This window comes from Candidatus Nitrosotenuis aquarius (assembly GCF_002787055.1).
Lineage (GTDB): Archaea > Thermoproteota > Nitrososphaeria > Nitrososphaerales > Nitrosopumilaceae > Nitrosotenuis > Nitrosotenuis aquarius.
Map to the genome: position 1 here is coordinate 918,880 of NZ_CP024808.1, position 11,745 is coordinate 930,624.

The following is an 11,745-nucleotide window of genomic DNA, read 5'->3' on the forward strand; positions in this document are numbered from 1 at the left end:
ATGATTTGCCGTTTATGTCACAAGACCTACAAGAGCTCAGAAGAAAAATCTTTGACGAGTTATCCGGAATAGTTGATCCAGAAATAAACACGTCGATTACTGATCTAGAGCTCGTAGACAACGTCGACATTTCAGGTTCCGCAGTCAAAGTGGACTTGCACCTTACCAGCCCGTTTTGTCCAGCAGTCTTTGGATTCAAGATTTGCCAAGACATTCACGATCATCTGCTAAAGCTTGACGGGGTAGACGATGTCAAGGTAAATGTCTCAAATCATTTCATGGCAGAGGCAATCAACAACCAGGTAAACAACAGCCCAAACCCAAAAAAGGCAGCCTAGGTTATTTTCTAAATCCCAACAAATATCCACGCAACAGCTGAATTCCCATTGCAGGATCTACGCCCTTTGGACAGACTTGGCTGCAAGAGCCGGCAAAGTGGCATCTCCATATTCCATGGGATTCATCAATGATTTTGAGTCTAGAGTTCTTCCCTTTATCGCGATTGTCAGCAACGTATCGGTATGCCTGGCCTAGTGCCTGCGGACCCAAAAATGACGAGTCTGTTGCCATCGTAGGGCATGCGGAATTGCACAGACCACACTTGATGCAGTTTGCAAACTGGATGTATTCTTCTAGCTGCTCTGGCGTCTGGTTGAATTCCTTGGTCGGTGCAGTTATCTCTGAGTCTTCTCGTATTACATATGGCTGCATTTTTTTGTGGTTTGCAAACATTTTGTCCAGTTTTACCACCAAGTCCCTGACAATCGGATAGTTGTTCATCGGCTCTACAGTCACAATATCAGAGTTTAGCTCCGAGATTTTTGTAAAGCACGCAAGCCTTGGCCTGCCATTGATCTTCATTCCACAAGAACCGCATGATGCCTGCCTGCATGAATATCGCACCGCCACTGAGTGGTCCAGATGCTTTTTGACATCAAGTACTGCATCCAGAACTGTAGTCCATCTCTCATATGGAACTTTGAAATCAACATACTGCTGGCCGGAATCGCGTTCCGGATTGAATTTTGCAATGCGCAGTGTTACTATCTTGGATGAAGAGACCTCAGTCGATGATTGTTCTTCCGCTAGCGCTGTTTCGCTCATTTACGTAATCCCCATGCTTGCCATCAATATAGTCCTTGAACCATATGCTATTAGGCCTGCCATTCCAGCAATGCATCCGTACGTTACTGCTTTTTCGTATGATCGTCCCTGCTTTAGCTCCAGCAATATGACACGCAATCCATTGAATCCGTGTACCGACAGCAACACCAAGATCAGCTCCAGCATTATCGCATATGGAAGGTACTTGTAGTTTGCAAGGACGTTCTCATATGCCAGAGAATCCTCATAGTTCATCATTGTAACTCGAAACAAAACATGTACTGCGACTAGCACTACGGCAGCAAGGGCTGTCCCATAGTGGATTTTCATTATTGTACTTTCGCGCATTTTATTCACCAAACAATACTGACATGCCATACATCATTGCAAGTGCTGCAAGACCAATTGATGCGTAAATGCAAAGCTTGTGCATGTTGTTTTGTGACGCCGGAGTGTATGGATAGTCAGGTCGTGCAGGCTTGCCAACGCCGAACCCGCCGTGTCCTAGCATAACTCGAATTCCGTTTGCAGTATGAAATACACACATGCCAATTACCAGTGTCAGAACCACATGTCCCTCTGTGGTTTGGGTAAGGCTAAGGAAATTATCCCATGCCGTCTTACCGTTGACAATGTTGCTTGTCTCATAGACATGCCCAATCAGATATGCCAAGAGGCCAAGACCCGTGATTCTCATCAGCCAATAGGCAAAGCGCTCTATTCCGTATCGGCCTGGGTTTGCCATGCCTTTGATTCCCTCACGATTTTCGTTTCGTTTCATTAGTATTTTCTCTCCACTGGTTGGTATCTAGTTATGGTTACTGGGTGCTTTTTCATTATTGGCTCTTTTGGATCATAGTAAGCAAGTGTGTGGTGTAAAAAGTTTGCATCGTCTCTGCTTGGATAGTCCAGTCTTGCATGGGCCCCACGAGATTCGCGCCTATTGATTGCACCAATTAGCACTACTTCGGCCACTCTAAACATCGAATCAAGCTCCATCACATTGGAAAAGTTTGTGTTGTATTCCTTTGCCTTGTCATCCACATGCTTCCAGGTCCTTGCCTTTAGTTCGCGCAGTTTTTTGAGTCCTTCGACCAGATCGGATTCTGTTCTGTATACGTATGCCTTATCATTCATTGTATCGGTGAGCTCTTGTCGTATTTCGTATGGGTTGTATTCTCCTTGTCCGCGGAATATTCCGTCATAGATTCTTTTTTCTTCCAGTGTAACTAGTTGATGCGGGAATTGCGATGAGGTCTTTGCGTTTAGTGCATATTCTGCTGCATTTTTTCCCGTGATCTTGCCCCAAACAATACATTCAGACGTAGAGTTTGCCCCAAGTCTGTTTGCACCATGGACGGAATTGCATGCAGCTTCGCCTGCTGCCCAGACTCCTTTGAGTTCTGTTGCGCCATCGATGTTTGTGTGAATTCCACCCATCATGTAGTGACATACTGGTCTGATGTCAAGGGGCTCCTGCGCAGGGTCTATTCCAGAGAACTTGATTGATATTTCTCGGATTGCACCTAGTTTTTCCTTGATTGCTTCGTCGCCAATATGTCGCAGGTCTAGCTTCATGCAGTCAACCCCTGTTTCGTGTTTGAATCCACGTCCCTCACGGATTTCACTCATAATTGATCTTGATACTATATCACGAGGGGCAAGTTCCATCTTGCTTGGAGCGTACCGCTTCATGAATCTCTCACCATCCTTGTTAAGTAAGTAACCGCCTTCTCCTCGAGCTGCTTCTGTAATTAGAATTCCAGATGGCAAGATTCCAGTTGGATGAAACTGGACAAATTCCATGTCCTTTAATGCAAGGCCTGCCCTGTACGCCATATCCAAACCATCAGGTGTTGAAGACAGCGCATATGTAGAAAACGAGTAAATTCTTCCCGCTCCGCCTGTTGCAATTATCATTGCTTTTGCTCGAATTGTGTAAAATGTACCACTTGACAACTCTATTGCAGTAACTCCCATGAATTGCTGGCCATCATGAATTATTGCGGTAACAAACCATTCGTTGAGAAATGAAATGTTATCAAATTTCAGACAAGTATCATAGAGTGTCTGCATTTCAAAAAAACCAACCTTGTCTGAGGCAAATGTAGCGCGTGGGAAGCTGTAACCCCCAAAGTGTCTTTGCGCAATTCGTCCGTCCTTTCTTCTAGACCATGGCATCCCCCAGTGCTCTAGCTGATAGACCTCTCTTGGCATTTCCTTGCAGAGTCGCTCTGCAACATCTTGGTCTGCCAAAAAATCGCTTCCTTTAACGGTATCATAAATATGAGACTCTATACTGTCTCCTTCTTCTTCAAACAGTGCTGCAGCTGTTCCACCCTCGGCAGAAACAGAGTGAGAACGCATTACCTGAACTTTGGATATGACTCCTATCTTTAGATTCGAGCTTGTCTTTGCTGCCTCTATTGCCGCTCGAAGACCTGCAAGACCCGATCCAACAATAATCAGATCATATTCGATAGAATCAACCATCTGCTATTGGACCTCCAAAAATCGGATAAATATGTATTCAAAAGAAAAACGCCAGAATTTTCGCATAATCCTTATATTTATCGCTAGTGATATCGCTAGCGATGGTATCAGAGTGGTTTCAGCGAGTAGGAAGCTCAGTTCCTCGAGGATTCTCCAGGCATTACATTTTAGAATTATTGTCCACGAAACCGCACACAGGCAAAGAGATCATCGATTCAGCAGAAGCTCAAAGTGAGGGAATGTGGAAACCATCACCAGGATTGATCTATCCGCTTTTGGGAAGACTGCTGGACGAAGGACTAGTTGAGGAGACAAAGGATGGAAAATACCAGATAACAAAGAAGGGCAAGGCAACATCCGAAGACCTAGAAAAGATAAACCAAGTGATAAAAAATCAGCTGGACGTCCTAATGAGAGTCAAAAACGTGGGAAGATTTGTAGCAATGGACCTAATTGAGCGAATGAACATGATGGGCACCCTGCTATCATCTAATGTCTCCAAGATGACCAAAGACGAAATGTCAAAATACAGAAAGTTCCTCCAAAACGAGCTGCAAAAGATAGATGCTCAGGAATCAAAGCAGGGAAAAGAGATTAAAATCGACTAGGAAGCATGACCCATGCTTCTTAGCATGTCTGCAGTGTATGTAGATACGCATGCCACCGCACCATTATTTCGGGTGACCTTTTCATAGCCATCACGGCACTCTATATTTTGCAATGGGACCTTCTTTTGTAGTTGTTTTAGTGGTGGTGGCGGTGGTGTTTTTGCTGGTGGCGCTAGCTTTTCAGTAATGTCTTTGCCACCTACTTTGATTGCATCATACAATACATTATAGCCAGTGTGCCTTTTTGCATCCATTGTTTGGATTATGATATCAGAATTATCTAGTGATCGTAGTATCTTAAATGACATTTCAACTTTGGTCCTATACGAGTCAACCTCAGATGCAGTAATTGCGACATCCTTGAGCAGTCCCGTAGGATCATCGACTTTGGTGGTCTGCGATACATCAGAGTTCGAGGCAAGAGGCCTGTTCAACAATCCAGTAAAGGGTTGTTGAAATGATATTGTGGCAAGTATGTTTTTGTGTCTGTCATCCTCAAAGCTGCCTATTGATAGCGAGACATCTCTAAGATAGGTTGCGCCAGAATTTTCATATGTTATAATCTTGACATTTACTGGTTGCCCAGTTCTAAGTGCGGTTGTTGGCACTGTTTGTGTTCTTTCTGCAACATCAAATGACTTGTCGTTAATTGTAAAGCCTTTTTCGACTACTTTTTGTCCAGTGTATAACACACCAAGTGTTGGTGGTTCGCAGTCCCTTCGGCATCCAGTGTCTGCAAAACTAGTTGAGATTAATGATACGGAAAATAATGCAAGGACTGCAACAAAAACAATCTTTATCATCAGTTTTTGGGTAAGATGCCTGATAAATAAATTCTATGTAAATAGAATAATATCATATAATAAAAAAGCAAAAAGAAATGGTTGTAGAATTATTCAACCAATCCCCATGCTCTTAGTGTGTCTGCAGTGAATGGATAGACGCATGCTGGAGTGCCAGTTACGCGAATTACTAGTTCCAATCCTTGTCTGCATTCTACATCTTGTGGAGCAATTCCATCATTTACTTGCTGTAATGGTGGAGGAACATATGGTGATTGTACAGGAACATATTCGATTATCTCTTCACCGGTTGCTTTGACTGCGTTGAGAAATACGTTGCTTCTTGAGCTTCGCTCCTCATCCCACATTTCAACAACTAGAGCAGAGGTCTCAAATGGCTTTACTGGCTTGAATGAATATACTACCTCTGTACGCCATTGGTCAAGTTGTGTTGCCTTGACATTGACGTCCTTGACATAACCATTGGCATCCGTGACCTCAAATGACTGCACACCGTCAAAGGTCTGGTCAAACGAGATCAGGACTTTGTCGTTTTGGTTTTTGTCATCCATATAGTCAGTTATTGCTATTGAGGCGTGTCTGAATTCATCCACTCCATCATTTTCGTAAATCATGAGCTTTACCTTTGCAGTGTTGCCTGTGGTAAAGGTCATGGTTGGATTTGTCTGAATTTGGTGGTCTACCTCAAAGGTTCTGCCATTAATTGCCAACCCATAATCAATTACTCGCTGTCCACTGTCTGTGACGCCAAGGGTTGGTGCTTCACAGTCTCGGCTACAGTTTGCATTTTCTGATGCATAAACATTAGCTGTAAACAGTGAGATTGAAAGAATTCCTGCTGCAATCAATACTTGTAATAGCTTGGTCATTGATTTTGAGTCGAGTCCGGCGATAATTAAATCCTATGTAGAATAGGTAAGTGTTTTTGCAAATTATGGATCAAATGTAGCTATTCATAAATAACAAAGTCAACCATGTTTTTTGTTGAAGACCCTCAAGCAGCTTATCAATGATCCATCAAAACCGCTTGTGATTCCTGGCGTCTATGACGCAATTGGTGCAAAAATTGCGCAAAAGGTGGGCTTTGAGGCGATGTTCCAAACTGGATACGGTACATCTGCCACATTATTTGGAATGCCTGACTATGGATTCATAGGAGCTACAGAGACCACCGAAAACGCAAGGAGAATTTGCAGAGCAGTCTCAGTTCCGGTGATAGTTGATTCCGATACCGGCTATGGGAATGCATTGTCTGTATGGAAGCTTGTAAACGAACTACAGTCTGCAGGTGCTGCCGGAATATTCCTAGAAGACCAGAGATGGCCCAAGCGGTGTGGCCACATGGCGGGAAAAGAAGTAATTGAAAAAGAAGAGTATGCAGAAAAACTTCAAGCTGCAGTTGACGCCAAAAAAAGCAAGGACTTTATCATTGTTGCAAGAACGGATGCTCGGGCAACCAGGGGCCTAGATGAGGCAATAGAGCGCGCAAAATACTATAAAAAAATCGGTGCAGACGCAGTCTTTGTAGAGGCTCCAAGATCAATTGACGAGATGAAAAAAATCGGCAAAGAGATCAATGCGCCACTTGTTGCAAACATGATAGAGGGCGGAGCAACACCGGTCCTGTCTGCCAAGGAACTGCACAAAATGGGCTTTAAGATAATCCTGTATCCACTTTCGGTTCTTTATGCCAATACGTTTGCCTCACTTGCTATTCTCAAGGAGCTAAAAAAATCAGGCACGACAAAAAGACTGGCAAAAAATGTCGTTACCTTTGATCAATTCAACGATATTGTGGAACTATCAAAATTTCGAAACATGGAAAACCGCTACAAAAGTGGATAAATAAAAAAGTCCAAGTAAAGAAACGATTAAGATGCGTTTCTTTTTACTTCGATTTCTATTGTGGATACGTTTCGTGACTTGCCGTCTTTGGATTCTAGTTGTTCAGAGCCTATCTTGATTTGGCCAATGGAATATCCAGCATTTTCTGTTTTGCGTGAGATGATTTGTGCAACATCTACTGCGCGTCCAATGCTTAGTCCTCTAGCCTTGATATGCACTGATGGAAGATTAGCCAACTGAATAAGCGTAGATGTTACATACGCCATCAATGGCTTCTTGCCAATGAAAATTACGTCTCTGTTTTCGGACATGCACTAATCACAGACATCGATAATTTAAAGCTAAAAACAAAATTCTTGCTTGCAATTCAAAAATTTCTTATTTGCTTACATGTGCAATACACAAAGGATGGATTCTGAGCAATTCAAAAAAGTCCTGCAGTCTGGCTCAAAGGAAGACAAAATCATTGCGCTAGAATCATTATCAAATTCTACCAATGGTGAGATTTTGCAGTCCATAATTTCCATATTTGATGATGAAGACATTGAATTAAGGGGTGAAGCATTTAGTACTCTGCTTTTAAATGACAACGACATTTCCGAGGTTTTGCTTGCAAATCTGAAAAGCAAAAGCAAGAACATTCGTGGATATTGTGCGCTGGTATTGGCAAATAGAAACGATAGAGTGGCAGTATCAGAAATAATTCAGCTTACTGAAGACAGTAGTGCGATGGTACGCTCCTGTGCAGTAGGCGCATTAGGCTTTCTTAGGGCGGTAGAAGCCACATCTGCAATACAAAAATGCCTCGATGATCCGAACTTGGAAGTAAAAAAAAGCGCAATAAAATCAGCAATCGACATCGGCGACAAGTCTTTGCTGATGAGATTAGAGAATCTAACGCATGACGGAGATCCGGAGATTAGCAGTCTGCTAGTTATTGCCAGAAATAATTTGTAAGTGGACCGGGAGGGATTTGAACCCTCGATCTCACCCATGCCAAGGGCGTATCCTACCAGTCTAGACGACCGGCCCACAAAACCAAACTGGTTCGCCTTTGAAGTTTTCAGATCGATTATTAACGTTTAGCTGGAAAAAAGAAATTTGATTATCATTTAACATAAAATATTTAACCGTCAGCAGACAGGTCTTGATGTGGTAGTAGAAAACAAAGCAACCATCACTTATATTCAATTACTAAAAGAAGACTTGGCGATTTTCCGTCTTGTTCCAAATGACGGAGTGATTCCAGATTACAAGGCTGGTCAATTCCTGACAATTGGAATGAATGTTCCAAGTGAGGGTAAAGTAATCCGACGAGCATATTCCATTGCATCAAATCCGGAGAACAAAAAATACATCGAGCTTGTAATTAGATGGGTAAGAAAGCCACTTCCAGGACGACTAACTACGCAACTGTTCAATGCAAAGGAAGGCGACGAGGTGACTTGGATTAGGCCAACAGGCGCGGCATTACTAATTAACGACAAGCTTCCAAATGGACAAAAAGACGAGCGAAGAATTGTTTGCCTTGGAGGCGGAACAGGAGTTGCTCCATTTGTCAGCTTTGCACAACATTTGCACGCAGTAGGCGACAAACGCGAAGTTGTTGTTTTACACGGGGCAAGCTATGTGGATGAGCTAAGCTACAAGGAACTCTTTACCAATCTTGAAATGGAGAGCATCGACAAAGGCCGCGACAAGTGGAATTTTAGATATCGTGCAGCAGTCAGCAGACCACAGGAATGGTTTAACCGTTCTTGGAGTGGGCAAACAGGTAGGGTAGAAACATTCCTAAGATCAAAGGACGGCGAACCATCACCGCTAGAGCAGATGATTGGCGAGCGAGTGACTCCGCAAAACACAATGTTTTACATTTGCGGATGGCAGGGAACCATCGACGGCTGTATGGATTATCTTGGTGCCAAGGGATTTGTCACAGAGAGAAACAAGCGCCCAGATGGAAGCTTTGAAGTAAAGTACGAGTCTTACGGATAACTCAAAGGTAATATTGTTTAGTTTTGTCCCAAATTCGGGGACGTAGGTTAGCTTGGTATACTGCCAGCCTCGGGCGCTGGAGATCATGGGTTCAAGTCCCATCGTCCCCACATTAATTGAAATAGTACCAAAAAATACCAAATTCGCTTGACCGTTGTAATTTACCTTGCACACCTAAATCCACTGACCAACGCACATGTAGAAATCATAAATGACCTAAAAAAAGAAGACAAAGTAATAGTGATGCCCGTTGTATTTTTGGATGACGGCGTTGAGATAAACAGCAAGAGTTTTCCATTCAGCTATGAGATACGAAAAAAGATGCTGTTTTCGGTGTTTGGTGACTCTATTGGGGTATCCTCAAACTATACGTTTCATGCCCCGTTTTACCGATATTTTCCACCTGTCTTGTCCCCATACTCATGGAAGCTGCGTTCACAAATCCTGGACGGAGTAGGGAATGACTATTACACATACACTGGCGATAAAACCGAAGGCCTAATGCTCAAGGCATACAGGCTTAATCCACGGGTGGGCGCACGTAGGGCTCTGTCGGCATCCTCAGTCAAGGACAAACTGTACGAATCTGCAAATGGAAAAAAGACAGACTGGAGAAGCGATGTTCCAGAACAAGTAGCAAAAATAATTGAGGAAAACTGGGCCGTTGTTGAAAAATACGCAAATTCTGAAGACATGACTACCAGAGTTGCGGGAATGAAATTCCCAAAGGCCGGCCTCAAGACAAGATAGATTAATGCCATTGCAAAAATCACACTATGAAATTTGACATTTCCAAATTTGTCTGGTTTGACGGCAAATTTATTCCGCTAAACAAGGCAAACGTGCCAATCACAACACACGCCATACATTATGGCACATCAATCTTTGAGGGAATTCGCGCATATTGGAATTCAAAGAATTTGTACATTTTCAGACTAGAAGACCACATCAAGCGATTCAGACAGTCTGGAAGATTCTATTCTATTTCTCTGAAATTCTCAAATGAACAAATAATGGATGCGCTAATACAATTATGCAAGAAAAACAACATGAGAAGATCCTGCTATATCAGGCCTTTCTATTTCGTTGGCCAATATGGAATCAATTTGCACATAAATGAAAACGCCCCGACTCATGTTGCTGCATTCATGTTTCCGTTTGGTGACCTCTTTGACAAAAATGGAATCAGTGTCGGGATTTCTTCGTGGCGCAAGTTCAGCGACCAGTCAACGCCGCCCCTAGCAAAGATGGGTGGGAACTATCTGAACTCTATTTTGGCAACACAGGAATGCAAAAGAAATGGATATGATGAGGCAATCCTGCTTGATTTGAACGCAAATCTGAGTGAGGCGCCTGGCGAGAACGTTTTCATTGTGAAAAATAATACGCTCATTACACCGCCACTGGAGTCCTCCGCACTAGAGGGAATAACACGAGATTCTGTACTGAAAATTGCAAAAGATCTTGGCTATTCCACAAAAGAAAAGACAATCACGCGTGGGGAAGCATATTTGGCAGATGAAATGTTTCTCACCGGAACTGCCGCAGAGATAACGCCGGTGATCAGCATTGACGGTAAAAAAATCGGCACCGGAAAGCCTGGAAACATCACAAAAGAAATCGTTTCGACGTATTTGGATATAGTTGCTGCAAAAAACGACAAATATTCCAGCTGGCTAAGCCCTGTGTATTAGCTTGAAAGTAGCACAAATAGGAGTTGGAGGGTGGGGCAAAAACCATGCCCGCGTTTTATCCCAGCTTGGCGCCCTAGTTGCAGTGTGTGATGCAGACGAAGCCAGGGCAGGAGAAGCAGGTCAGAAATACAACGTAAACCACTATACCTCGCTAGATACAATGCTGGAGTCAGAGCAAATCGACGCAGTTTTTGTCTGCACGCCAACAGTTACGCATTTTGATATTGCGTCAAAACTGATTCAAAAGAAGAAATCAGTCTTTGTGGAAAAGCCAATGACATACAAGTCCGAAGAAGGCCTCAAGCTTGCAGAGCTTGCCAAAAAAAATGATGTCATCCTTACCTGCGGATACATTGAGCGATTCAACCCAGCAGTAGAAACAGTAAAGGAATTTGTCAAATCAAAAAAGTACGGCGAGCTGATCATGCTAGAGTTTCACAGAGAAAACAGAATGCCACTTCACATCAAGGATGTCGGCATCATATACGATACATCAGTGCATGACATTGACACTGCGATGTATCTATTCGATGATGTACCCCAGGTGGTATTTGCAAGATCCGGCAAGATACGACATGAGCATGAAGATTTTGCAACAATAATGCTTGGCTTCAAAGACAACAAAGTAGCTGTAATATCATCAAACTGGATAACACCGTCGCGTGTCAGGCACTTTAACGCAGTGTGCACTGAAGGAATAATCTCTGGCGATTTTATCACACAAGAAGTCAAGATAGAAAAAGATCAAGGCTCTGAGACTCCAAGAAAGGAAAAACAAGAACCACTTACCCTTGAGATAAAGAGCTTCTTGGATGCGCTAGAGTCAAAGAACACCCCACGAGTCAGAGCAGAAGAGGCAGTAAATGTGACCAAGATAGCAGAGGCAGCGTTATTATCCAGCCAGAAAGGAGTTCCAGTGTATATCGATTTAAAATGAACAAAAAAATGATGGACATGTTGGTATGTCCAATTGACAAACAATTTCCTCTGGAATTACACGAGACAAAATCAGAGCAAGAAGTCATTATAGAAGGCGCACTGTTTTGTTCAAAATGCGCCAGATTCTACCCAATAATAGAAGAAATACCAATAATGCTTCCTGATGAGCTCCGAGACAAAAAGCAGGACATTGACTTTTTGGAAAAAAACAAGCAGAGTCTACCTCAAAAAATAATTAAAGACGCAAATCCATGGCACCTATAG

General features: G+C 43.0%; 16 protein-coding genes and 2 tRNA genes. 10 read left to right on the forward strand and 8 right to left on the reverse strand.

The window, feature by feature from the left end; translation table 11 throughout:
* Window positions 1-14 precede the first annotated feature (14 nt).
* Window positions 15-338, forward strand: coding sequence for a metal-sulfur cluster assembly factor (locus NAQ_RS05460; protein ID WP_100182594.1), 324 nt, complete (start codon window positions 15-17; stop codon window positions 336-338).
* 1 nt (window position 339) lies between these two features.
* On the opposite strand, the gene NAQ_RS05465 is transcribed toward NAQ_RS05460, so the two are convergent.
* The 4 genes from NAQ_RS05465 to NAQ_RS05480 are packed head-to-tail and all read right to left on the reverse strand — an operon-like array spanning window position 340 to window position 3,597.
* Entirely contained in the window at window positions 340-1,104 is a 765-nt protein-coding gene (locus NAQ_RS05465; RefSeq protein ID WP_100182595.1) for a succinate dehydrogenase/fumarate reductase iron-sulfur subunit, read from the reverse strand.
* Window positions 1,105-1,452 (reverse strand): succinate dehydrogenase/fumarate reductase transmembrane subunit, encoded by a 348-nt coding sequence (locus NAQ_RS05470; protein ID WP_100182596.1) that lies wholly within the window; start codon window positions 1,450-1,452, stop codon window positions 1,105-1,107. It lies immediately after the preceding gene.
* A gap of 1 nt (window position 1,453) precedes the next feature.
* Complete coding sequence (locus NAQ_RS05475) at window positions 1,454-1,885, reverse strand: succinate dehydrogenase/fumarate reductase transmembrane subunit (RefSeq protein ID WP_100182597.1); 432 nt, start codon at window positions 1,883-1,885, stop codon at window positions 1,454-1,456.
* On the reverse strand, window positions 1,885-3,597 hold the full coding sequence (locus tag NAQ_RS05480; RefSeq protein WP_100182598.1) for a succinate dehydrogenase/fumarate reductase flavoprotein subunit: 1,713 nt from the start codon (window positions 3,595-3,597) through the stop codon (window positions 1,885-1,887). The genes NAQ_RS05475 and NAQ_RS05480 overlap by 1 nt, the downstream gene beginning before the upstream one ends.
* Window positions 3,598-3,698: 101 nt before the next feature.
* Here NAQ_RS05480 and NAQ_RS05485 point away from each other — a divergent pair, with 101 nt between their 5' ends.
* Window positions 3,699-4,205 (forward strand): PadR family transcriptional regulator, encoded by a 507-nt coding sequence (locus NAQ_RS05485; protein WP_100182599.1) that lies wholly within the window; start codon window positions 3,699-3,701, stop codon window positions 4,203-4,205.
* Here NAQ_RS05485 and NAQ_RS05490 read toward each other — a convergent pair.
* On the reverse strand, window positions 4,202-5,008 hold the full coding sequence (locus NAQ_RS05490; protein WP_100182600.1) for a hypothetical protein: 807 nt from the start codon (window positions 5,006-5,008) through the stop codon (window positions 4,202-4,204). The two genes, NAQ_RS05485 and NAQ_RS05490, sit on opposite strands and share 4 nt — an antisense overlap.
* An 89-nt stretch (window positions 5,009-5,097) precedes the next feature.
* Complete coding sequence (locus tag NAQ_RS05495; protein WP_100182601.1) at window positions 5,098-5,877, reverse strand: hypothetical protein; 780 nt, start codon at window positions 5,875-5,877, stop codon at window positions 5,098-5,100.
* A gap of 115 nt (window positions 5,878-5,992) precedes the next feature.
* Here NAQ_RS05495 and NAQ_RS05500 point away from each other — a divergent pair, with 115 nt between their 5' ends.
* Window positions 5,993-6,853, forward strand: coding sequence for an isocitrate lyase/PEP mutase family protein (locus NAQ_RS05500; protein WP_420887477.1), 861 nt, complete (start codon window positions 5,993-5,995; stop codon window positions 6,851-6,853).
* 26 nt (window positions 6,854-6,879) lie between these two features.
* Here NAQ_RS05500 and NAQ_RS05505 read toward each other — a convergent pair whose 3' ends face one another.
* The gene (locus NAQ_RS05505) at window positions 6,880-7,164 is read right to left on the reverse strand and encodes an AlbA family DNA/RNA-binding protein (protein WP_100182602.1); all 285 of its coding nucleotides are present in this window, start codon (window positions 7,162-7,164) and stop codon (window positions 6,880-6,882) included.
* A gap of 97 nt (window positions 7,165-7,261) precedes the next feature.
* Between NAQ_RS05505 and NAQ_RS05510 the strand changes: the two genes are divergently transcribed.
* The gene (locus tag NAQ_RS05510) at window positions 7,262-7,810 is read left to right on the forward strand and encodes a HEAT repeat domain-containing protein (protein ID WP_100183476.1); all 549 of its coding nucleotides are present in this window, start codon (window positions 7,262-7,264) and stop codon (window positions 7,808-7,810) included.
* 1 nt (window position 7,811) lies between these two features.
* On the opposite strand, the gene NAQ_RS05515 is transcribed toward NAQ_RS05510, so the two are convergent.
* Window positions 7,812-7,885, reverse strand: a tRNA-Ala gene (locus tag NAQ_RS05515).
* Between the two features lie 120 nt (window positions 7,886-8,005).
* Between NAQ_RS05515 and NAQ_RS05520 the strand changes: the two genes are divergently transcribed.
* The 6 genes from NAQ_RS05520 to NAQ_RS05545 all read left to right on the forward strand — a co-directional run bounded on the left by NAQ_RS05520 (window position 8,006) and on the right by NAQ_RS05545 (window position 11,745).
* Window positions 8,006-8,848: a ferredoxin--NADP reductase gene (locus NAQ_RS05520; protein WP_100182603.1), complete on the forward strand. Its 843-nt coding sequence runs from the start codon at window positions 8,006-8,008 to the stop codon at window positions 8,846-8,848.
* Window positions 8,849-8,884: 36 nt separating this feature from the next.
* Window positions 8,885-8,958 (forward strand) — tRNA-Pro (locus NAQ_RS05525).
* Window positions 8,959-8,995: 37 nt separating this feature from the next.
* Complete coding sequence (locus NAQ_RS05530; protein WP_100182604.1) at window positions 8,996-9,598, forward strand: nucleotidyl transferase family protein; 603 nt, start codon at window positions 8,996-8,998, stop codon at window positions 9,596-9,598.
* Window positions 9,599-9,624: 26 nt separating this feature from the next.
* The gene (locus tag NAQ_RS05535) at window positions 9,625-10,542 is read left to right on the forward strand and encodes a branched-chain amino acid transaminase (RefSeq protein ID WP_100182605.1); all 918 of its coding nucleotides are present in this window, start codon (window positions 9,625-9,627) and stop codon (window positions 10,540-10,542) included.
* Between the two features lies 1 nt (window position 10,543).
* A complete protein-coding gene (locus NAQ_RS05540) occupies window positions 10,544-11,479 on the forward strand; it encodes a Gfo/Idh/MocA family protein (RefSeq protein WP_100182606.1) in 936 nt (311 codons plus the stop codon).
* Window positions 11,476-11,745, forward strand: a complete 270-nt coding sequence (locus tag NAQ_RS05545; RefSeq protein ID WP_100182607.1) for a Trm112 family protein — start codon at window positions 11,476-11,478, stop codon at window positions 11,743-11,745. Before NAQ_RS05540 ends, NAQ_RS05545 begins: the two co-directional genes overlap by 4 nt.

What these genes read in the sequence shown, in the direction of transcription:
- NAQ_RS05460 (WP_100182594.1), top strand. Translation starts at nt 15, where the DNA reads ATGTCACAAGACCTACAAGAGCTCAGAAGAAAAATCTTTGACGAGTTA.
- NAQ_RS05465 (WP_100182595.1), bottom strand. Translation starts at nt 1,104, where the DNA reads ATGAGCGAAACAGCGCTAGCGGAAGAACAATCATCGACTGAGGTCTCT.
- NAQ_RS05470 (WP_100182596.1), bottom strand. Translation starts at nt 1,452, where the DNA reads ATGCGCGAAAGTACAATAATGAAAATCCACTATGGGACAGCCCTTGCT.
- NAQ_RS05475 (WP_100182597.1), bottom strand. Translation starts at nt 1,885, where the DNA reads ATGAAACGAAACGAAAATCGTGAGGGAATCAAAGGCATGGCAAACCCA.
- NAQ_RS05480 (WP_100182598.1), bottom strand. Translation starts at nt 3,597, where the DNA reads ATGGTTGATTCTATCGAATATGATCTGATTATTGTTGGATCGGGTCTT.
- NAQ_RS05485 (WP_100182599.1), top strand. Translation starts at nt 3,699, where the DNA reads ATGGTATCAGAGTGGTTTCAGCGAGTAGGAAGCTCAGTTCCTCGAGGA.
- NAQ_RS05490 (WP_100182600.1), bottom strand. Translation starts at nt 5,008, where the DNA reads ATGATAAAGATTGTTTTTGTTGCAGTCCTTGCATTATTTTCCGTATCA.
- NAQ_RS05495 (WP_100182601.1), bottom strand. Translation starts at nt 5,877, where the DNA reads ATGACCAAGCTATTACAAGTATTGATTGCAGCAGGAATTCTTTCAATC.
- NAQ_RS05505 (WP_100182602.1), bottom strand. Translation starts at nt 7,164, where the DNA reads ATGTCCGAAAACAGAGACGTAATTTTCATTGGCAAGAAGCCATTGATG.
- NAQ_RS05510 (WP_100183476.1), top strand. Translation starts at nt 7,262, where the DNA reads ATGGATTCTGAGCAATTCAAAAAAGTCCTGCAGTCTGGCTCAAAGGAA.
- NAQ_RS05535 (WP_100182605.1), top strand. Translation starts at nt 9,625, where the DNA reads ATGAAATTTGACATTTCCAAATTTGTCTGGTTTGACGGCAAATTTATT.
- NAQ_RS05545 (WP_100182607.1), top strand. Translation starts at nt 11,476, where the DNA reads ATGAACAAAAAAATGATGGACATGTTGGTATGTCCAATTGACAAACAA.